This is a genomic window from Vibrio sinaloensis DSM 21326, from assembly GCF_000189275.1.
Classification (GTDB): Bacteria; Pseudomonadota; Gammaproteobacteria; order Enterobacterales; family Vibrionaceae; genus Vibrio; species Vibrio sinaloensis.
Genome location: NZ_AEVT01000018.1, coordinates 208,845 through 229,446, shown reverse-complemented (window position 1 = coordinate 229,446; position 20,602 = coordinate 208,845). Strand labels below are relative to the sequence as shown.

Below are 20,602 nucleotides of genomic sequence, written 5' to 3'. Positions count from 1 at the left end.
TCCTTTTTTTAAGCTTGTTGCAATGTCTTTTGGTCATTATTCGACGATAGGGATTGTGACGCTGGAATGCGTACTCTGGCAAGAGTGCCATGTGAAGTCGGCAGCAGTTCTATTTGCCCCTGATGGCTGTCGATAATACGTTTGACGATCGCCAAGCCCAAGCCAGTCCCTTTCGCCTTGGTAGTAAAGAAAGGCTCAAAAACCTTATCAAGAGTACAAGGATCTATCGATTGTCCGTTATTTCTTATCTCAACCAGTAACTGGGTGTTTGAATCTGTGATCATGATGTTAGAACTGATGGTCACTTTCGCGGCGCCGCTTTGCTCACTTTGTGCAGCTTGTACCGCGTTTAGCACTAAATTCTGTAAGGCTTGACGAAGTTTGATTGGGTCCGCCAACAAAGTCGGCAATTTCGGCCACGCAACGAGCTCCAATTCCACTTCATTTTGCTTCGCCAGTTTCTGTTGGCTGGCAACGACTCCCTCCAGCAGTTTATTTAAATCGATCCATTCAGGCTTAAACTGATCAGGTCGAGAGTAACTCAACAACTCTTCTAGTATCGCTTCCATGTAACGGACCTGATCGAGAGAAATATCAAACATTTCATTCGGTTGAGCCCGAGATTGTAGCTGCAACACCATTTTGATTGAGCTCAGAGGATTGCGTAAATCATGGGCAATCATATTGACGACTTTACCCACTGCTGCGAGCTTTTCATGATGAATACGTTCACGAGTTTGCGTTTCTACTTCTTCGGCTAGACGCTTCTCTTCACTGATGTCTTGTTTTACGGCGACGTAATAAAGCGAGCGCCCTTCGACATCTTTAACCGGTGAGATACGCGCACGTTCCCAGAACAACTCTCCGGACTTTTTACGGTTATGAAATTCGCCTTTCCACTCCTGACCCGCACTTAAGGTTTGCCACAACACATCGTAATCGGCTTTGTTCATTTCCCCAGACTGGAGAAACTTTGGCGATCGTCCAAGCACTTCTTCACGCAGATAGCCTGTTAACTCACAGAACACCGGGTTAACGTAGATGATCTTGCCATCCAGATCAGTAATCATCACTGAGTTTTGACTGCTCTCAACCGCATGGCTCAGGCGCTGAAGATGATCCTGCGCCATCTTCTGCTTTGTGACATCTTCACCTAACAGGGTGAGAGAAACTTCTTGATCGTTCGATTCAGTGAACGTAGAAGTCCATGACACTAGGTGAGCTTCACCCGCTTTACTAAGTACCACGCTCTCACTATGAGGTTGATGAGTCTGCTGGCGAATGGCCTCGTTGAGTGCTTGCTTGGCTTGCGCTTGCAACTCCTTAGGAATAAAGCGCTCGACCCAAGGACGGCCAATCACTTCATCGGCTTGATATCCAACCATGTGCAAAAAGAAGTCATTACAGAATGTAATCACCCCTCGTTGATTAATACTGACAGCAGCCAATTGAATGTTTTCTAGAGTATGACGAAAGTGCTGTTCGTAACCTTGCCGTTGACGCAGAAATCGAGCTTGAACCCGATAACGACTGAAGACTAACGTCGCCAGCGTAATGACGACAAACAGAAGCAGGTAAAACCAAGAATATTGTTGGTTAAACGCTTGGCGCGAAAGGTTGAATCGCTGTACGGGAAACACGGACACCACAGTCCAACTGCCGTTATTTGGCGCGGAGATTTGTGAGAAAGTGTAGTAGCTTTCGCCGAGCAGTCGCTGGCCTTGCTGCAGAGACTGAATCCAATCAAACACGTCATCGGGCAACTCGCGATTAGGCTGAACAGCAAAATTGCTGCCCTTTGAATCGGTTGGATGGATAACTGCAATGCCCTGCGGATTATAAAGATAAACATGATTAGTAAAGCTTGGGGCAACGGTGAGGAGCTTCTTAATTAGCTGATTGCCTTTGTAGTTGAGGATAATTACGCCGAGTCGCTGACCATCATTATCGAATACAGGAGTCCCGACTCGAATGGTCGGTTTTAGCGGCTTTTGAATTTCGCCTCCCTCGACGTTTAAATCCATCGGAGAAATGTACACTTCTCCCTCCACCAGTCGGTTAGAGTATTGCCAGTAGTAACGATGGGCTTTGTTTTGCAACTGATTGGGAGCGACAACTGAGACCTCGCCGTTGACGTTATTCACTCTCAGACGCTCATACCCTTCAGTGTCGAGAAAACGAATTTGGTCATAGTTGTGATTATTGGCACTCAATTGAACAAAGTATGCTTTAAGCGCGCGATAAGGTTGTGGCTCTTGGGCGATGATTCTTCCGGTGACGTAAGTTAAGTTTTTTGCGTCTGCTGACATGCGAATCAGAGTTTCACCCAACACTTCATCGATCAGATCAACAATAACCCGCTCATTGTGCAACGCATACTGCTTGTCGTTATCCACACTCAGCAGATAATGAAGACTCATCCAGATCAACAATGCAATATAGGCTGGAATGGCCCAAAGCAGCCACTCTGAACGTAGCGTTTTATTGTCAGGCTGATTTGACTGGTAACTCATCATGTCCATCGATTTGGTGTTCCCCGACTCAGAGTAAGGAAAAAGGAGGCACGCGTCAGACTGACCTCCTTATTTTGAGCGCTTCATCAGAAATCGCCTACAGCAAGGCACCGAACAACCTGATGGCATTAGGCTGTTGTTGTGGTGAAAGTGACGACCAGTGCTCGTGTAACCAATTGAGCACCTGATTCTTTTCGCAAGGGAAGCGCTCAAAGGCTACGGAGTGACACTCATCGTCATCTAGAGCTAACTCAACCAATAATGACAATGATATTCCTAGCTCCACCTGCCAGTTTTGTCGCATCAAACACGCCAATTTTAATGCCTGCTTTCGCACTCCATTGGCCTGATCGTTCAAGGCTTGCTTCACTACCTGTTCAACTTGAGGCTTGAGCAAAGTCGGTACCTTGTTAAGATGCGGCTCTAAACTGAACAACGCACATAAACGTACATGCTCGTGACGACTTGCACAGGCTTCTATCAATAATGGTACAGCTTTGCTCGCTGGGACATAGATAAGGAATTTGACCGCGCTTTGCTGAGTCAACTCTTGACCACTGAACAGCACCTTACCGACTGCACCAATGCCGTTGTCCGCCGATTTTGCTTTAGGGTGACTCCTTTTTTGGCGAGCAAGCGATTGGAAAATCTCCACCATCTCCGCTTCACTGGCCCCCAGTAAAGCTTCCACCAACCACTCAATTGCGTCAGGGTGACGTGATTGGCCTAAGCTGCGTAATACCAAAATTTTGTTATCAAACTCAGGCAATCTGGCAATTTTCTTTCGATTAAGGTCAAGCTTATCTGCGCTATCAAAGTTCGATTTCACCGCCTGAGCGAATTCTTGGTACTCTTCGTCCAACTCATCCACCATATCGACAATATGCCCTTGTTGGTCGTCTATTGTCTGCATAGGGACCAACTTAGCTTGCAGGTTCGACTGGCTTATCGCACCTAAGGTCGACGTCGGCTGGTTTTCATTCTCAACCTGCACAGGCACTTGATGCTGCTCTAACACCGCCAAAAGCTCAGCTTCACTAGGATCAGTGTCTGATGCTGTTTCAACGGCAATCGAATCAGGATAGGCTTCCAAACCAAACAGTGTCGTACGCAATAAATGCTGACATGCTGGAATCGCATGATGACTGACAATATCAAGGCTCGCTTGACGAACGCTGGCGCAGTATTTTGCCTGCTGCGTCTGCTCATCCACTTCAGCGACGCGTTTTTCAAGTAGCGGGAAAATGAGGTCGATGTAGTTTTCTATTTGATCTAAGGCGCGAATCAGTTGCAACTGAACATGAGTTTCCAAACTCGGCTTTTGTAGGGCATTACGCACTCTAATCACAATTTGTTGCTGAACGTCAGTAGGAACTTTGCCTGAGCGGCAGTGGCGCATTAGAGCAATTAGGCTGTCAGGGTGCTGTGCGAACTCAAGTAACGACGGATAGTCTGATTGCTCAAGGTTCATACCTTCCATCAACTGAATGATTTGAGCTCGTGCTTTTTCGGGAGCGCATTTGAGATAACCGTGAAGACGTTTCTTGTCTAGCACGTCATAACTAGATAAGCGTTCAAGCGCCATTAACGCGCTGTTTTGTACAGCAGAATCGTCATCTTGGAGCAATCGAGCTACATCCCAGAAGTACTCGTAAGCTTCCTTGTCTGCCAGTGCCTCCAAAGCAATTCGGCGCACCAAGGCATCCTCATCGTTTAGATGGCGAAACAAAAATGCTTTGGCAATTTGTGCGTTGCTGAATCTCAAGCTTTTTAGCAATTTACGTTTGGTCATTAATGGTGAATGCAGCAACTGGTCAGTGATCCAACTGGGATCAAGTTGAGCAATGCCTTGATACAACACGGCTTCAAGTTCTGGCTCAGGGTCTTGTTCTAAAACTTGGTGATACACACCAAGAAAATGATGTTTGGGCTGCGAAATTAGCACTTGAACCGCTTTTAACTGAATATCCCACCAGTCATCCCAGTCACTGCTGATCCCCCATTGGTCGCCTGCATCTCGGCCTAAGGCGATATCGGTGAACACGATTTCAACATCATGCCGGGAGATCTGATTCGCCAACGCATCCAACGCTGCTAATCGTGCATCACCTTCAGGGTGGTGCTGGGCAACATCAATCAATGACTCAATGTCACCGCCACTTAAAGTGGCGAGAGCATGGCTTGCATCAACAACTACATCTGGGTCGTGGTGATATAGGTTTTGATTCAACGCTGAGATAGCGGCTTCACAATGACTGTCAGCAACCGCTCGAGCGCTGTAACAGCGTTGCGCTTCGTCACCGAATTCTAAAAGCTTAACCAGTAACTGCTGAGACTTCCGCTCAACGTCAACATCTACTGTTTGCGTCGCGCTATTTATGGTCTGTTGCATAACCACTTCCCTCGTAATATTCACCTTTCGACTTACTTCACTTAGCAGAATCCATGCCTAAAAGAGAAATATAAAAATATCCTTTTATTTCATAGCCATAGATACAAGCCGCTATGAGCGATGGGAGAATATTCAACTTAGTTTAACGTTTCGTTCAGCCATCGCTCATCGGGTTGAACAAAACGTTAAATAAAACGCGGTTAGATCTGGCTCACACAATACTTAAATTATTGTTTTTATTGCAATAAATAAATCTATCAATCTTGGAACACTTTATGCTCTTAGCTTAACGGCGAAAAATAAAACCCGACTGCATTCATGACCAAAGAGTGTATGTCGAACTAGCTGGAAGCTAAGGAGCATAACAATGAAAAAAATGCTGATCCTTGCTGCGACGGTAAGCTTATCGTTTTCTACTCTGAGCCAAGCGCAAGAGCCGACTTTCGGCCCGCTACCCGAGATGAAAACGGATGCTGCAAAAGCAGAATTGGGAAAACGCCTGTTCTTTGATACTCGCTTATCAGGGAACACCTCGCTGTCTTGTGCCTCATGTCACCAACCGGACAATGGGTACTCCTATCCAGAGGCTCTAAGCCCTGCGTATACAGGCAGTAAGGGATTTCGTAATGTCCCAACCTTGATTAACACTGTGTATAAAAAGGTCTGGTTTCATGATGGACGTATCGGAACCAATCTTAATGATGTTACGCGTGAGAACATTACCGAAGATTGGTTAATGAATATGGATATGCGTTTGATGCAAGAGCGTCTTAAACAAGATCCTATCTATGTAAAAATGTTCAAGGATGCAGGTTACGGTGAACCATCCAATGGTAGCGTGCGCAAAGCCATCCCTGAATACCTGAAAACACTCACCTCGAATCAAACTCCGTTCGACAAAAATCAGCTCTCAAGAGAAGCAAAGCAAGGTTTTAACCTGTTCAAAGGCAAAGCGGGCTGCTCCTCTTGTCACAACGGGCCTTTGTTTAGCGATGGTCAACCACATAACACTGGGGTACCTGAAAACTTTGACATCTTCCGCGAGCCAATGCGTCACCACACCTTCATTGCTTTCAACATGTTCATGGGTAACGAGAACTACATGAATTTAAAACGCGATGTCGGCGCTCACGTTCAAACGCATAAAGCAGATGGCACCGATATGGGCAAGTTTATGACGCCAACCTTGCGCGAGCTGACCCAAACCGCTCCTTACATGCATAACGGTATGCTCGCCACGCTGGAAGACGTGGTGGCTTTTTATAACCAAGGTGGCGGGCAAGACACTCACAAAGATCCTCGAGTGCAACCGCTCAACTTATCCAAACAAGAGCAAGCCAATTTAGTCGCTTTCCTAGAGTCTCTGTCCAGTCAGCCACTGACCAGTGAGCAGCATGTCTGGAAGCATCACGACTATGACTACGAGCTGATCTCTGATTGGCGCAATGTGAAAAACTAAGGAGGATGAGATGAATACACAATCTATCACCTTGTCTACTGTCGCGGTCATACTGGCCTGCTTTGCTTCTGGTGCCACATTGGCTAAATCAGGAATGACCGCGGATGAGGTCGCTGCCTCACTACCCAATGTCGAGCTCAATGGGCAAAGCTACCCAGCGCTAGGACCACTAGGTAAAGTACCAACCCCAGCAGATAATCCGACAACGCCAGCCAAGGTTGCATTAGGAAAGCAGCTTTTCTTTGATGGCCGCTTAGGTGGCGATACTTCAACGCCCTGCTCCGCTTGTCATAACCCAGTACTCGGCTGGGATTTCCCTGCCGACCTGTCTTTAGGCTATCCAGGAACCGTTCACTGGCGTAACAGCCAGACTATTATCAACTCCGCTTACTATCAAAAACTCTTCTGGGCTGGCTCCTCTAAATCTTTGGAAGGCCAAGCTAAGAGCGCCGCTAAAGGTGGCGTTGCAGGTAATGGCGAAGATGACATTATGGAAGCTCGTTTAGCCCTCGTGCCTGAGTACGTCGAGCAGTTCAACACCGTCTTTGGCGATAACTATCCAAAAATCAGTAATGCATGGAAAGCCATAGCCGCCTTCGAACGAACATTAGTGCAAACCGATACGCCGCTAGACAACTACCTAATGGGAGACAAATCTGCACTTACCAAGCAGCAGCTACGCGGAAAAGCACTATTTGAAGGCAAAGCCAGTTGCATTGCCTGCCACAACGGAGCGCTTGCATCAGATCAGAAAAACTACAATGTGGGTGTACCCACTAACCTACGTTGGGAAAATGACCCTCTGGCACAAATCACCTTCCGATATGAGCTCTACGCAAAAGGCTCTACGGAAAAAATGTACCGAGAAACTAAGGCCGATCCTGGGGTTTACTTCCGCGGTAAAATCAAATCTATGCTGGGTAAGTTCCGCACCCCAAGTTTACGTTACACCAAATACACCGCACCTTTCATGCATAACGGTGCCATTGCATCACTCTCTGATGTGGTCGACTTCTATGACCGCGGCGGTGTAAGTGCTGATGGAAGAACCACAGACTTCCCACAAACTAAGAGTCCATTGATCAAACCTCTCGGATTAAGCGAGCAAGAAAAACAGGACCTACTCGCGTTCCTTGATGCTTTCTCCGGAGAAAAGATCACCATGGAATATCCGAAGATTCCTGAATACCAACCGTTATTCAGCGAGGAAGAATTGGCGGAGGTGAAAAAATGATTTTCGGTAAAGATAAATCCAGCAAAAAAGAAAGCGCAGCAGAACACCGCAAATGCATGATGTCGCGCCGAGAGTTCTTGATGTACAGCGGTGCCACAGCTGGTGCGGCGAGCATCATGCCAATCACGCTTTTTCCGGGCACAGCGCAAGCTAAAGAAACCCAAGCTCGTGTTGTTGGATATCCTCGCAAACTGCTAGGCAAGCTTAGTCAACTCAAAACCAATGAGCCGATCTATTTCAATTATCCCGATGATGGTCCTAACACCCAAGGTATCTTAGTCAAAATGGGCGTGCCAGCCGGAGGAGGCCTTGGTCCTAAGCAAGATGTGGTCGGCTTCTCTCTGATGTGTACCCACCAAGGTGGGCCACTCAACGGCAACTACAAAGTGGTCGGTGAGCATCGCGTGTTAGGTCAATGTCCATTCCACCTTTCAACATTCGATATGCGACGCCATGGGATCATTGTTTCTGGTCAGGCTTATGAAAGCTTACCGCAAGTTCTATTGGAGCTAGAGGGTGATGACATCTATGCCGTCGGTATCATGGGGCTGCTGTTTGGCCGCACAGACAACATTATCGCTATGCAGGAGGCCTAATCATGACAACGAACTTTTACATCCCTGAAGATCATGCCCCGCTGCCACCTAAAAATGCAGAAGTAATCACCACCGCTTGTGACTACTGCATTGTTGCGTGTGGCTACAAGGTGTATCGCTGGCCGCTCGAACAGGCAAACGGAGGGCTCAAAGCAAGTGACAATGCGTTTGGCGTCGATTTCCCAACCGCTCCATTACAAGCTTGGGTTGCCCCTGCTCAACATAATGTTGTGATGCACAATGGTAAACCTCACAACATCGTTATCGTCCCAGACAAAGACACCAAAGCGGTCAACAAAACGGGCGACTCCTCGATGCGCGGTGGCTTATTGGCACAAAAGCTTTATAACCCATCCACCGGTACACGAGATCGATTAACCCAACCATTAGTGCGTATTGGTGGCAGTTTGCAACCCGTTCCTTGGGAGTTTGCCTTGGATATTGCGGCTCAAGTTGGTCGCCATGTTATCGATAATCACGGTGCTAACGCTTATGGCGTTAAAACCTTCTCTTATCAGTACATTGAAAATACTTATGCCATCACGAAGTACGCGTTACGCCATGTGAATACCGCCAACTTTACCTTCCATGACACGCCATCCGATGTGACATCAACCCCGGGTTTCCGTGACGCTGGTTTTGATAACTTTGGCCCAAGCTATGACGACTGGGGAGCCGCGGATACTTTAATGATCTGCGGTACAGACCCATACGAAACCAAAACCATTATCTTCACGCAGTTCATTATGCCTGCGGTACGACGTGGCATGAAAACCGTCATACTCAATCCACGTGAAACGGCTGGGATCGCTTGGCTTAAGCAACAAGGTGGCTTGCATATCGACTTAAACCCTGGCTCAGACAATTTAGTCGTCGGTGCCATCATTCGCGTGATTTTGGAAAATGGCTGGCAAGATAGCGAATGGATTCAAAACTGGGTGAATAACAAATGGGAGTCCAGTTCTGGCTTTGGTCAAGGAACACGTAATACACCTTGGCAATGGCGAACCACATGGGGCAAGTTCCAGACCAACGGTTTTGAAGGTTACAAGAAGTGGAACCTAGAACAGAAAGAGTTTGACCCTAAATATGCCGCACAAGTCGCAGGTATTGATGAGAAGAAAATCTATCAAGCGGCAGAGATGTTGGCTAAGCCCGTTGACGGGGTAAGGCCGAAGACTTCTATTGGTATCGAAAAAGGCTTTTACTGGTCGAACAATACCGGTAATACAAATGCCATCTCTTCTTTGGCAACCATAGTCGGTGCTGGCGGACGCGAAGGACGAGTGGTTGGTCGATTCGGTGGCCACCAGCGTGGCGGGCAGTCCGGAGGCAAATTGCCACGCAACAAATCGCCTGAGAAGGTTCCGGGTCGCCGTCGTCGCTCCATTGATACGGACCGATATCTCTACTCTGGGCACACTCGATTTGCTCACGTCATTGGAACCACCTGGATTCAGGCAATGTGTGGTAGTCAAGGCTTGCAGAAAAAATTCTGGGAGCTAACCACAGCCAATCCGCACCAGGTCTACAGTTATGACAAGCAAGAGATCATCGACACTCTGAAAAAACGCGCCGACTCTGGTGGTATGGTGGTCATTAACCAAGACATCTACTTACGCGATCCTATCGGCGCTAAGTTTGCCGACATCGTGTTCCCAGCGGCAACCTGGGGAGAAGTGGACTTTATGCGCGCCAACGGAGAACGCCGTTTACGCTTGTATCAAAAGTTCGCCGATGCCCCGGGGAGTGCGCAACCTGATTGGTGGATCATCAGCCAGTTAGCAACTCGTATGGGCTACGACGGCTTCGACTGGAACAACTCAAACGATGTTGCGGAAGAGGCATCTCGCTTTAGTCGCGGTAGCCGCAAAGATTTCAATATGATCAAAGTGGCTGCACACGCTGAAGGCAAAACTCTGCACGAAAAACTGCGTGAATATGGTACCGACGGCATTCAAGGCCCGGTGTTCTACAACTATGATACTAAGCAACTAGTCGGTACTAAACGCTTACACGACACTGAGTTATCTGAGCAAGCATTGGCTGAGAAAGGGCTCACTGATGGACCTCAAGGCGGCAACGTTCTGAAGAAGCAGCTCACCCATTTCAATAGCCAAACGGGTAAGGTGAACCTACAGAAACACCCTTGGGATCTGTTCAGTGACTTCTATGCTTGGCTGCAACCGAAAGGCGAAGAGCTATGGTTCTCCAATGGACGAATCAACGAAATCTGGCAATCCGGTTTTGATGATGTTGAACGTCGTGCTTATGTCATTCAACGCTGGCCAGAAAACTGGGTCGAAGTTCACCCTGACGATGCGAAACAACGTGGAATTGAGTCTGGCGATCAAGTCATGATGTATTCAGATCGGGTTGCCAACTTCAAAGACACCATTCTCGGTGTCCATGGCGACGATTTCCAGTTCAGTAAACTGATGGAAAATGGTCATATCAAACTCGATAAAGCCGCGGTTACGGCTGTCGCGATCGTTACACCTGCAGTCAAGAAAGGTACGCTATATGCCAATATGATCGACATGCGTCAGCCTTCCAATGCATTAACGACACGGGTTGTTGACCAAATATCAGGTAACTACAACTACAAGATGGGGGTGGCCAATATCAAGAAGATTGGCGAATCGAAATATAAAAATGAGTTCCGCTCGTTCTCATTTGCACCAAGAAACATCGTTTAAGGCAAACGCGCGTTTAAGAGTAGGGACTTAAACGTGCGTTCCTATCCCAACGAAGAAAAATTTACAATGTAAAATGGAGGACAGCATTCGATGAAACAAGCGCTTACGTTGATTGTCGCAAGTTGCGTGCTTTTGATTGCGGCTACAGGACAAGCCTTTGCAGCCGATGCAACGGCAGGACAGGCTAAATCAGCAACCTGCATTGCCTGTCATGGAGTGAACGGTATATCGCCAACAGAGACCTACCCCAACCTCGCTGGCCAAAAGCAAAGCTACATGGTTAAACAAATGAAAGCGTTCAAAAACGGCTCTCGCAAAGATCCGACCATGAACGCCATGGTCACAGCCTTAAGTGAACAAGATATGCAAGACATCGCTGCTTACTACTCACAAATGAAGTAAGCTGATTAAATTAACACCAGCTTAACTAAATCCGGCTGGTGTTTTTTACCTCTTTCTCTGCTGGCATAACCGTAAAACTTGCGCCTTTTCTACCGCGGAATATTGCGTCCAATGCAAAATCTCTTGCAAGGTTCGACCACAACCCAAACAAATATCTCGCTCGTTCAGGCAGCAATTTCGTACACACGGATTAGGCGGTAGGGTTGAATCCGACGGCTGCGTTGTTTCATTGATCGATCCCATCACTCACCTCTAGATAAATTCTAGCTTGGCAATCATGATAGCGTTACTTACTAGCGAACAATCATTCAATTTTCAACTCAGCTTTGTCGAGTAATCGCTGCATTTTTTCTTGTCCACGTCGACTGACGCGTTTTTTAGCCGCTGCTCTGGCTTGTTCAATATTGACACTGGGGTCGCCGACTACGATAAGCGCAACCATGCCATAACGATGGTGCACTTTGCACTTGATCCCATACACTCCCGGTTTATCAAACGTGACTTTCGAAACATCAGAGTAAGCAATAGTTATTGGCTCAACACCTTCCGGCAGCATTCCTTTGATGCTATGTGCGGTATGCGACCCGACAGTGCCTTCGAAACGTACACTTTCTCCGACATCAATTTCGACATAATCAGGAATAAATTGATACATCGCACCTAGGTCTGTGCTTTGTATATCAAACACTTGCTTGATCACTTTCGTGTCGGCATTGACATTGCCACTCAATGACAAAAGGAAAAGGAATAACGACATATAGCAACGCATAGGGCTCATCTCACATTGTTCGAATAATTAATGATAATTGTACTTATTTAGGTTGGTTATTAATTGATCTGACAACGCTCTGGAGAACAAACTTCCCTACGCACTTGCCTCACAAAAAAACAAAGCTGTAACTCTCTGATTTTATTAAACTCGATCTTTTATTTCGATTTTTATCGAAATATTTATTGATCTTTAGCGATACATTTCTATAATTCGAGAAAAGTCGAAATGAGTTTGAAACAAATCAGACTCATTGTTCCTGATTATGGAGTCACACTATGAACAATGAATTTATGACTATGGCAAGCGAAGCCCTCGATATGTTTGCCTTTCTCGCAACAGAGTTGATCATTCTGTTTTTGGCCATCAGCTACATCGTTGGCGTACTGCAGGAGTTTCTTACACCGGAAAAGATCCAATCAATCTTGAGCTCTCGTAACGGTAAAGGCTATATCGTTGCCGCTTTGCTCGGTGCGATTACGCCATTCTGCTCTTGTTCAACCATTCCTTTTCTAAAAGGATTATTGCGGGCTAGAGCCGGCTTTGGCCCTATGATGGTGTTCCTATTTGGCAGTCCACTGCTTAACCCAGTTATTATTGGTTTGTTTGTCATCACTTTTGGCTGGAAAGTCGCCCTGTTTTACTTCCTGATCGCCATGACAGTATCTGTGGTCGCAGGCTATACCCTAGAAAAGCTAGGTTTTGAGAAATACGTAAAGCCGGAAGCTTATCAGGCCGCAGGCGAAGTGAGTTGTGGCACAAGTTGCTCAGATAGCAAACCCGTTAAAGAATCGGCGTGCACAACATCAAGCTCTAGCGATAGCAAAGCAACGCAAGCAACAAATACCTGTGGTACCAGCAGTTGTAACGAGCCAACGCCCGCTATGGCAAAAGAGTCAGCGTGCTGCGGTGACACTGCCGAACCTAAAGTAGAAGTGTCTTGTTGCGCCGCCGATGGCAGTGCCACGGCAACGCTAGTTGAAAGCAAACAACCAAACCGTTGGATGAAAATCTGGTTATCAACTTGGAAAGACTTTAAGCAAGTTTTCCCATACTTGATGCTAGGTATTGCAATAGGTTCATTTATCTATGGCTTCATTCCAACGGAGCTGATCGCCGAATACGCTGGGGCGGGCAAGTGGTATGCAATTCCTGTTGCTGCGGTTATCGGTATTCCGCTCTACATTCGTGCGGAAGCCGTCATTCCATTGAGCGCCGCTTTGGTGCAAAAAGGCATGGCACTGGGATCGGTAATGGCATTGATTATTGGTAGTGCAGGGGCTAGCTTAACAGAAGTCATTTTGCTTAAGTCGATCTTCAAGAACCAAATGATCGCCGCTTTCCTCACCGTCATTCTTGGGATGGCCATTGGAGCAGGATTCTTATATAGCTTTATTTTTGGTTAACCTTATCAAGCCCTACGTAACCACGTAGGGCTTTTTGTTATGTGAATCAAAGCACTGGCGCAACTTTCTAACACGTTATATTTGACGAATGAATAAATATGGTCTGTCCTTAGTGAGCAATTAATAAACAGTGTAGATGGCTCAACATAAGGAAATAACTAACAATGAAAACTCAAACGTCAGTCGCATTTATTACTCTTGCTCTACTGGCAGGCTGTCAGTCTACTTCTTCACCAGAAGAACAAGCAATAAAGGCGAATCTCTGTACAACTGGTGATGGCTCCGGTGAAAGTTACACTCATGAAAAATTCGACCAAGCGGTACTAGATTGTGGTGGCTATGAAATTTTCACCGATGACATGGTCATTGATCAAGAACTGGTGTTCTCGTTCAGTAACGGCAAGAAAAAGCGTCAGATGATGCTGATGGAAGATGGCACAGGTAAATACACCAAACTGGACAAAGGCACGACAGAAAACATTACTTGGCAGTTTGAAGACAACGGCAATTTACATCTCGAGTTTGAAGATGGCTATCAATGGGACTGGCGATTGATTGGTGAATCGGGCAGCTTCTGGGCAGTGAAGTCGTTTGGTTATGGCGAAAACCCGGGTGACAGAGACATTCTCTCGATGGTGGTCATGAACAAAACCATGATGGCAGACAGTCAATAAACCAGGTTCTTTCCATAAATTAAGGCAGCCCATCGGCTGCCTTATTCACTATTGGTTAATTAACGTTCACCTAGCACTTCAAACTCATCATAGGTCAAACGCGCTTTACCATCTTGTTGTAGCGTCCAGACTTCTTTATGTACCACGCCAAACGCTTTGTTCATCGTCCATTTGGACGTCAAAATGTAGCTGTTGTCGTCCAGTTGCTCCCAAGTGGTGTCAGTGTAAGCAACGTCTGAGAAACCTTGATCCATGATGTTTTGCCAAAACGCTTGAATTTGCTCGCGCCCTTCGAAAGTACCAAAAGGCTTCGCGATCATAGTGGTATCGGCTTCATATTGCGCAGCGCAACCTTGCGCATCTTGGCGATTAAACGCCTGTTTCCACGCTTCAATACCCGCCTGACATGCTTCTAATACTGATTGGTTCATTGTTGTTCTCCTCTGATTTGTTGAACTCAGTTTAGTGCTATGATTAGCCAAGAAAAACAAACAAATAAAAATTCAATGTTCTAAAAAAGCGAACAATATAATGAATAGACATCGCCAAATGACCTTGTTCATGCATATCGTCGATTGTGGTTCTATCTCTAAAGCAGCAGAAAAACTCGACTTATCGAAATCCGTATTGAGTCAGTCACTCAAGCAATTAGAGCATGATCTCTCGGCAACCTTACTGAAAAGAACCACTCGAAAACAAACACTCACTCCCCAAGGGAAACAGTTTTACCAACAATGCTTAGCGATGAACGACATTGTTGAGCAAGCGTGGCAAGAGGTTAAACAAGCGCAACAGAGCCCCTCGGGTCGAGTCGCGATTACGGCGCCACACGCACTAATGGAAAGTGTTGTCGCTCCAGCACTCGCCAAAGCTTTTACCCCTTTTCCTGACGTCAGCCTAAGTCTAATCGCAGAAGACCACCAACTCGACTTGATGCAACACGACCTTGACCTCGCCATTCGCGTTGGCGATTCTAAAGACAGTAACTACAAACAGCGTAAACTGGGGCAATTTAGAGATGTGTTGTGCCAATCTGCAAGCAGTGCAATACCAGTTGAACAAGCCAGCTACATCGCCAACCACTGGCAGAGAAAACACATTCAGCATGAGTTGGTGCATCGAGAATCGAAGGCAAGTAAATCACTTAAGTTCTCGGCAAAACATCAAGCGAACACCATCAGTCAGGTGGCGACAATGGTCAGTTTAGATATGGGGATCGGCATAGTACCGGAATTTTTGCTCAACCAGTTCCCCACCATCACACCATGTTTTAAGGATTACGTGTTACCTGAAACCAGCGTCTACGCACTGCACTCATTTTCAAGGCAGCCTCCACTCGCTGTTACGATGGCCGTTGACGCTATCCAAGCCCATTTAACTCAGGTCACAAAGGAGAAAAATGAGGAATCATTAACCTAAGTCAATCTTCTTATTTATTTCACTAATCGTTCAAATTGGCTGTCCTACACTTGTTTTAAACGTCACAAACCAGAGCAAGGAGCCAGCTATGATTTCCGTACACCGAGACTACCAACTGCAAGACAATGACCACCTTCATGCCCATGTAGAGATCAACCCTATCGGCGTACTCGATGTGCAAATCGTTGAGAACAAGCAACATCATCATGCAGAGTTTAACGATGTCAGTTTTAAGAAGATTGATGGACATACACGGCTCTGCGCCAAACACAACTCTAAGCCTTGGCAACTTGAACTTGCCAATCGCGATGCAGAAGAGATAAACCGACTGATTGATGCAGCCAGTGAAGAGTTTGAAACCTTAATGCGCGACTTGTAGCACTAACCAAGTATTTAAAAGCCAGCGAATGTATCCGCTGGCTTGGTAATACATCAACTATGGTGATGTTTTTTGCACGACAAACTCATGGCCATCTAATATGCCTTTGCCATTTTTCAGTTCATTGAGTCTGGCAGAAACGACCCCATCGCTACTCTTAAAATCAACGCTGTAGCTCTCTACGTACTCTTGAACATACTTACTCGACAAAGACTTGAGCTTATCGATGTACACCACTGCCTTGTCGAACTCACCTTGCGACACCACCTCAAGCTTAGGCGTCAGTAGTTGGGCAAACTTATAGGGGTGCGCTACGAAGCCACTGCCCATCACCAGAGCGGCGATAATAGGCGTTGTAATCACAGCACCTTGGAACCACTCAGAGAACATCTTGTGGTCCTGAACTAAGCTGCCATTGGCATTGCGATTAGCCCATTCTTTCTTCGCACGTTTTAGAACTCTCTTCACCAAGCTACGCTGGATCATGTAATCCACCAGCTTAACGATACGCTCGAACAAACCGGTTAGGACACTCACCAATGTACCCACACCGGCAAAAGCATCACCTGCGGCTTCAAGGCCGATTTTGGTAATACCCACAGCAGCATTCTTAATTCCACCCAGTGCCCCCGTCGCTGAGTGACGAGCAAGCGCATTGGCAATAATGCTTGGGTGACCACCAAGTAATTCGACACCGCGACCTGCGTATAACTGAGTGACAAGATCCTTCGACTTACAGACAGCTTGCTTAACCCCAGAGTAGACGTCAGATGCGCTTTGCACGTAACCCCACCCGGGAATAAAGCTGGAAAAGTTACCGGCAAATTCACCAACTAACCACGTAGAAAACTCAGCAAACCACTCCACACCAAACAACAAATCGCCATATATGTTACGTGCTTTGTTCATTAACATGCGGAAGAAATCAGAGATGACCTGCTTAACTTTAGTGACGACCGCAGAAGCCGTATCACCCACAACCTTGGCTGCACCAACAATCTTTTTGCCTGCTTTGGTTTGTTGAAGTTTATTAATGGCATTGGTTTTATCCAGCAGCCCAGTCGCGGCCGACTTCAGGTCGCTAAGCGGCTCAGAGCCAATGACAAAGTTGTCAAAGAAGTGAGCATTGGAAAACGCCGACACTTTAGATATTTCCGTACTCGCTAACATATACATAGCGCCCATGCGCGCATCAGCCATCTGAGCGACTTGGACATCTAGCGCAGTGTTTTTGGTTTTACCAAACATTTTGTCTTTGATAAGACGTTTTAGAATTTTTACCTGCATGCAAGCCTCGCAATCACATCTAATACAACTATTAGACTAGAAGAGTTTTATTGATGATATTTATATATTTGCAAGGATAATACATTTTTTTAGCACCTAAGTGGTCTAGTTTGCTAAATCCTGTCTAACAGGTTAGGAAAAATGTTGGATTGGTTCAAAGCACGGTTAAAGAATCGTAGGTTTAGCGTAAAGCCAAACCTACGATAAAGGGCTTAACGTAAAATTAAACGATAGACTTAGAGAACTTATAAGTTAAAGCCTACTATCTAAATACTTACGAAAAATCAACCAAAGTGGTATGTCACACCAAGTGAAAACTCGGTTTGAGTTGTTTCGTACTCATAATCGCCACCAAGCTCAACGTCCACATCGTATCGAGTAACCTCGCCTTTAACCGACCAAGATTCATCGAACAGCCACTGCCCTCCAACGCCATAGGCTGGGCTAAAACTTGATGTGTTTAATGAGTCACTGCTAGCACCACCTGCGGAATCAAAATCTTCCTGCTCTACTCGCGAAAGTCCAATATTTGCCCCGACCAAACCATATACTTCAACCGTTTCACTAACAGGCCAAATCAAGTGAACTTCAGGTCGAATGTTAACAGTAGTTAACTCTGTTTTGGATTTTGCCCATTCATCTCCAAAACTCCCATTGAGCTCTCCTTCAATTTGACTCATTTCAACGTCAAGGTTTACCGCCCAGTAAGGATTAATGCGATACCCCACATTCAAGCCTAACGCTAGAGACTCCTTGCTATCGGAAGACAGCAAGTCCGGGTTTAGATCAGCGATTGGGCCATACACGTCATCCCTGTCGTAGTTCACTTTACCAATAGAGCCCCCGACAAAGATCCCCTCTTTGAAGGCTAATTTGCTTTCCGAGTCAATTAAGTCGTCCGAAGCTGTTGCACCAGCTGAATATGCTACTAATGCCAAAATAGGTGCCACACTCATAGTTTTGATCAAGTTCATCTTGTGTAAATACTCATTATTAATAAAAAATTTGACCCTCTCTAAAGACGAATAGCACGTTAAACAACTTGTCCAACTCACCACCCGCCCATTTGCTTAACTGTTAATACAGAGAGAGGTAGTCACTAAATGCGGTTTACGCCTGATCTGATAAAACAATAAGTAATTCCTGACAGACGAGGGCATTTTTGCCTCGAACCATTCTAAAAACCATCATAAAAACTAAAATTTTATTTACATTTAGCAAAACATAAGACGTGTTAATTAGAGTGAGCTTGAACAATAACTCCTGCGCAATAAACACAAAAAAAGAGTGGTGCATCTCTGCACCACTCTTTTGCAAAAGCCAACTGACATTGAATTATTTGTAATGTTTAGTGAGGTTGTTCTATTGTTTTTCTCTGAGCATTTTAATGACTCAGAAGCGGAACCCGGTCAAGGTACTTGTCTAGCAAACTATCTAATCGCGGCACTACCAAAAACACAATAGAAATAAACAAGATAGAGCCTACAAGATCAATGGGACGATGCATACCAAGCCACAATCGACTGTACGCAACGCCAATGGCCCATAGCCCAACCAGTGACGCTAGCGCAAAATGGCCACTCCGAACAAAGAGACCACCAAAAAAGGCCAAACAAATGGATGCAAAAATGGTGTGACCAGAAGGGAACGAGTAGTCTTTTTCGCCTTGCCAATGAATCGTACGCCAATGACTGACCTGTTGAGAGATTTTGTCGATCACTTTACCTTGTTGAACAGAGTTCAAGCTGTAGAAGTGCTCAGCCTGTGGAATCAGTAATTGATGAGCAATCAACTCGGTGTAAGGGCGTGGGCTTTCAGTCATATGTTTCAAACCCGTTTTTGCCGCAAAGCCAATCACTAAAATAATGCCCAATTGAACCAGTTTCGCAAAGAAGGCCTTTGGCGAGTCGATGATTTTCCAACTGATAACCAAAAGTATGGCAAGGGTAAATAGGAAACCTTTTGAGCCAGCAGAATCTGTCAGTGCGGTAAAGAACCAACCGGTTGAAGAAGACACGTCACTCAGTAAGTCGATATGGTTGACGGATAAAGCCAGCGGCCCAATCGCCAACAAAAAAACAGCCAACAGTCCTAGACCATGCCGTTTATCTAATAAGTACTCTTTCATCTAGATGCACAAGCGCAGAATTCAACATGCCGCTATTAGACGCCCATTTATTACCCACTTCATCAATATCATGTCAATTTGATGAAAGTTAACCATGGAGTAGCGTGGCACTTATTGACGGCCAAAATGAGCTTTACGCACTCATAATCAAGCGGTGTTAATTAGAGGCGCTTTTTGGATTGATACATCCTCTGATCTGCCTGCTCAATTAAATTCTCTAAAGTCACACTAGCATTCGCTTTGGTCGCTACCAGTCCAACGCTGAAGGAAATATTAAAATCACATGCATTTGTGGCATTCTGTGCCTGTAAAGAGTCTTTAAAGCTGTTAATCGCAAAGGTCGCCCCTTTTTCCGAAGCCCCAGACATCAGAACAACAAATTCATCCCCACCCACTCGGGCAATCACATCTGACTCTCGAAAAGATGACTTAAGCAAGCTCGCAAACTGGACCAAGGCTTGATCTCCGGCCTGATGGCCATAGTTGTCATTGATTTGCTTAAAGTCGTTTAAGTCAAAGTACGCCAATGAAATAGAAAAACCGCCTGCGCGGCAATAGTCGAGTGATTTACTCGCAAGCTCTTCAAAACCACGACGGTTAGAAATCCCAGTCAACGAATCTGTCGTGGCCGCAAGGCTGTTGGCCAGTTCCTGCTCCGCTATTTTGGCCAAATCGATCAAGTCTTGTATTTCTTGGCTGCTGAATTCTCGCGGTTTGCTATCAATAATGCACAAGGTGCCGAGTTTAGTATTGTCTTGATAAACCAAAGGGACACCTGCATAGAAGCGAATATTCGGCTCTCCCGTGACCAGAGGGTTATCGGCAAAGCGTTCGTCTTCCAATGCATTAGGAATAATAAATGGTTCGTCTCCTAAAATGGCATGACCACAAAATGAGATGTTTCTCGGAGTTTCTGACACAGTGAGTCCAAAACACGATTTAAACCATTGGCGATTAGAGTCGACTAAACTCACTACGGCTATAGGCACATCAAACAGACGCTTTGCCAAACGCGTTACGCGATCAAAGCGCTCTTCAGGTTGAGTATCTAAGATATTTAGCTGCTGCAGTTGTTTGACGCGCAGAGCTTCGTTATTTGGAGAGGTTGGCTCTTTCATAGCGATGTTCACAAGTGGGCGATACACAGATCTTAGCAGGCGAAACCAATATGGTTCACTTTTTGGACTCGATGACGTCACTGTTTTGGATTAACCATCACACAAAGCCGAACCTGACTAGCGAGAC

At 45.9% G+C, this 20,602-nt stretch carries 18 protein-coding genes; 9 read left to right on the top strand and 9 right to left on the bottom strand.

All coding sequences use genetic code 11. The features are described 5' to 3' along the window. Positions 1–8 precede the first annotated feature (8 nt). Positions 9–2,522 (bottom strand): PAS domain S-box protein, encoded by a 2,514-nt coding sequence (locus RH45_RS04470; protein WP_008074298.1) that lies wholly within the window; start codon positions 2,520–2,522, stop codon positions 9–11. Between the two features lie 88 nt (positions 2,523–2,610). Beyond that, positions 2,611–4,905: a HEAT repeat domain-containing protein gene (locus tag RH45_RS04465; protein ID WP_008074296.1), complete on the bottom strand. Its 2,295-nt coding sequence runs from the start codon at positions 4,903–4,905 to the stop codon at positions 2,611–2,613. 367 nt (positions 4,906–5,272) lie between these two features. Between RH45_RS04465 and RH45_RS04460 the strand changes: the two genes are divergently transcribed. The 5 genes from RH45_RS04460 (at position 5,273) to RH45_RS04440 (ending at position 11,295) form a co-directional block, all read left to right on the top strand. Continuing rightward, the gene (locus tag RH45_RS04460) at positions 5,273–6,364 is read left to right on the top strand and encodes a cytochrome-c peroxidase (RefSeq protein ID WP_008074294.1); all 1,092 of its coding nucleotides are present in this window, start codon (positions 5,273–5,275) and stop codon (positions 6,362–6,364) included. Positions 6,365–6,458: 94 nt separating this feature from the next. Continuing rightward, positions 6,459–7,598: a cytochrome c peroxidase gene (locus tag RH45_RS04455; RefSeq protein ID WP_050796246.1), complete on the top strand. Its 1,140-nt coding sequence runs from the start codon at positions 6,459–6,461 to the stop codon at positions 7,596–7,598. Next, complete coding sequence (locus tag RH45_RS04450) at positions 7,595–8,194, top strand: arsenate reductase (azurin) small subunit (protein ID WP_008074291.1); 600 nt, start codon at positions 7,595–7,597, stop codon at positions 8,192–8,194. Before RH45_RS04455 ends, RH45_RS04450 begins: the two co-directional genes overlap by 4 nt. 2 nt (positions 8,195–8,196) lie before the next feature. Continuing rightward, complete coding sequence (locus RH45_RS04445; RefSeq protein ID WP_008074290.1) at positions 8,197–10,893, top strand: molybdopterin-dependent oxidoreductase; 2,697 nt, start codon at positions 8,197–8,199, stop codon at positions 10,891–10,893. Between the two features lie 90 nt (positions 10,894–10,983). Further along, positions 10,984–11,295, top strand: coding sequence for a c-type cytochrome (locus tag RH45_RS04440; RefSeq protein WP_008074289.1), 312 nt, complete (start codon positions 10,984–10,986; stop codon positions 11,293–11,295). A gap of 45 nt (positions 11,296–11,340) precedes the next feature. Here the strand turns inward: RH45_RS04440 and RH45_RS22775 are convergent, their stop codons facing one another. Together RH45_RS22775 and RH45_RS04430 are read right to left on the bottom strand one after the other, a co-directional pair. Further along, complete coding sequence (locus tag RH45_RS22775; RefSeq protein ID WP_008074288.1) at positions 11,341–11,538, bottom strand: DUF1289 domain-containing protein; 198 nt, start codon at positions 11,536–11,538, stop codon at positions 11,341–11,343. 61 nt (positions 11,539–11,599) lie between these two features. Continuing rightward, positions 11,600–12,052 (bottom strand): plastocyanin/azurin family copper-binding protein, encoded by a 453-nt coding sequence (locus tag RH45_RS04430; protein ID WP_050796245.1) that lies wholly within the window; start codon positions 12,050–12,052, stop codon positions 11,600–11,602. A gap of 290 nt (positions 12,053–12,342) precedes the next feature. Between RH45_RS04430 and RH45_RS04425 the strand changes: the two genes are divergently transcribed. Next, complete coding sequence (locus tag RH45_RS04425; protein ID WP_008074286.1) at positions 12,343–13,470, top strand: permease; 1,128 nt, start codon at positions 12,343–12,345, stop codon at positions 13,468–13,470. A 164-nt stretch (positions 13,471–13,634) separates the two neighbouring features. Beyond that, positions 13,635–14,144, top strand: coding sequence for a hypothetical protein (locus RH45_RS04420; RefSeq protein WP_008074285.1), 510 nt, complete (start codon positions 13,635–13,637; stop codon positions 14,142–14,144). A gap of 59 nt (positions 14,145–14,203) precedes the next feature. Here RH45_RS04420 and RH45_RS04415 read toward each other — a convergent pair whose 3' ends face one another. Next, positions 14,204–14,575: a YybH family protein gene (locus RH45_RS04415; RefSeq protein WP_008074283.1), complete on the bottom strand. Its 372-nt coding sequence runs from the start codon at positions 14,573–14,575 to the stop codon at positions 14,204–14,206. 100 nt (positions 14,576–14,675) lie between these two features. On the opposite strand from RH45_RS04415, the gene RH45_RS04410 reads away from it, so the two are divergent. Together RH45_RS04410 and RH45_RS04405 are read left to right on the top strand one after the other, a co-directional pair. Beyond that, the gene (locus tag RH45_RS04410) at positions 14,676–15,563 is read left to right on the top strand and encodes a LysR family transcriptional regulator (protein WP_039958183.1); all 888 of its coding nucleotides are present in this window, start codon (positions 14,676–14,678) and stop codon (positions 15,561–15,563) included. A gap of 88 nt (positions 15,564–15,651) precedes the next feature. Next, positions 15,652–15,942, top strand: a complete 291-nt coding sequence (locus RH45_RS04405; RefSeq protein ID WP_008074281.1) for a hypothetical protein — start codon at positions 15,652–15,654, stop codon at positions 15,940–15,942. 57 nt (positions 15,943–15,999) lie between these two features. Here RH45_RS04405 and RH45_RS04400 read toward each other — a convergent pair whose 3' ends face one another. From RH45_RS04400 to RH45_RS04380, 4 genes are all read right to left on the bottom strand, one after another. Next, positions 16,000–17,229, bottom strand: a complete 1,230-nt coding sequence (locus RH45_RS04400) for a hypothetical protein (RefSeq protein ID WP_008074280.1) — start codon at positions 17,227–17,229, stop codon at positions 16,000–16,002. A gap of 284 nt (positions 17,230–17,513) precedes the next feature. Continuing rightward, complete coding sequence (locus RH45_RS04395; protein ID WP_008074279.1) at positions 17,514–18,203, bottom strand: outer membrane protein; 690 nt, start codon at positions 18,201–18,203, stop codon at positions 17,514–17,516. Between the two features lie 410 nt (positions 18,204–18,613). Further along, positions 18,614–19,357 carry a phosphatase PAP2 family protein gene (locus RH45_RS04385; protein ID WP_008074277.1) on the bottom strand — a complete coding sequence of 248 codons (744 nt, stop codon included), beginning with the start codon at positions 19,355–19,357 and terminating at the stop codon, positions 18,614–18,616. Between the two features lie 161 nt (positions 19,358–19,518). Continuing rightward, complete coding sequence (locus RH45_RS04380; protein WP_008074276.1) at positions 19,519–20,475, bottom strand: sensor domain-containing diguanylate cyclase; 957 nt, start codon at positions 20,473–20,475, stop codon at positions 19,519–19,521. Positions 20,476–20,602: the final 127 nt, after the last annotated feature.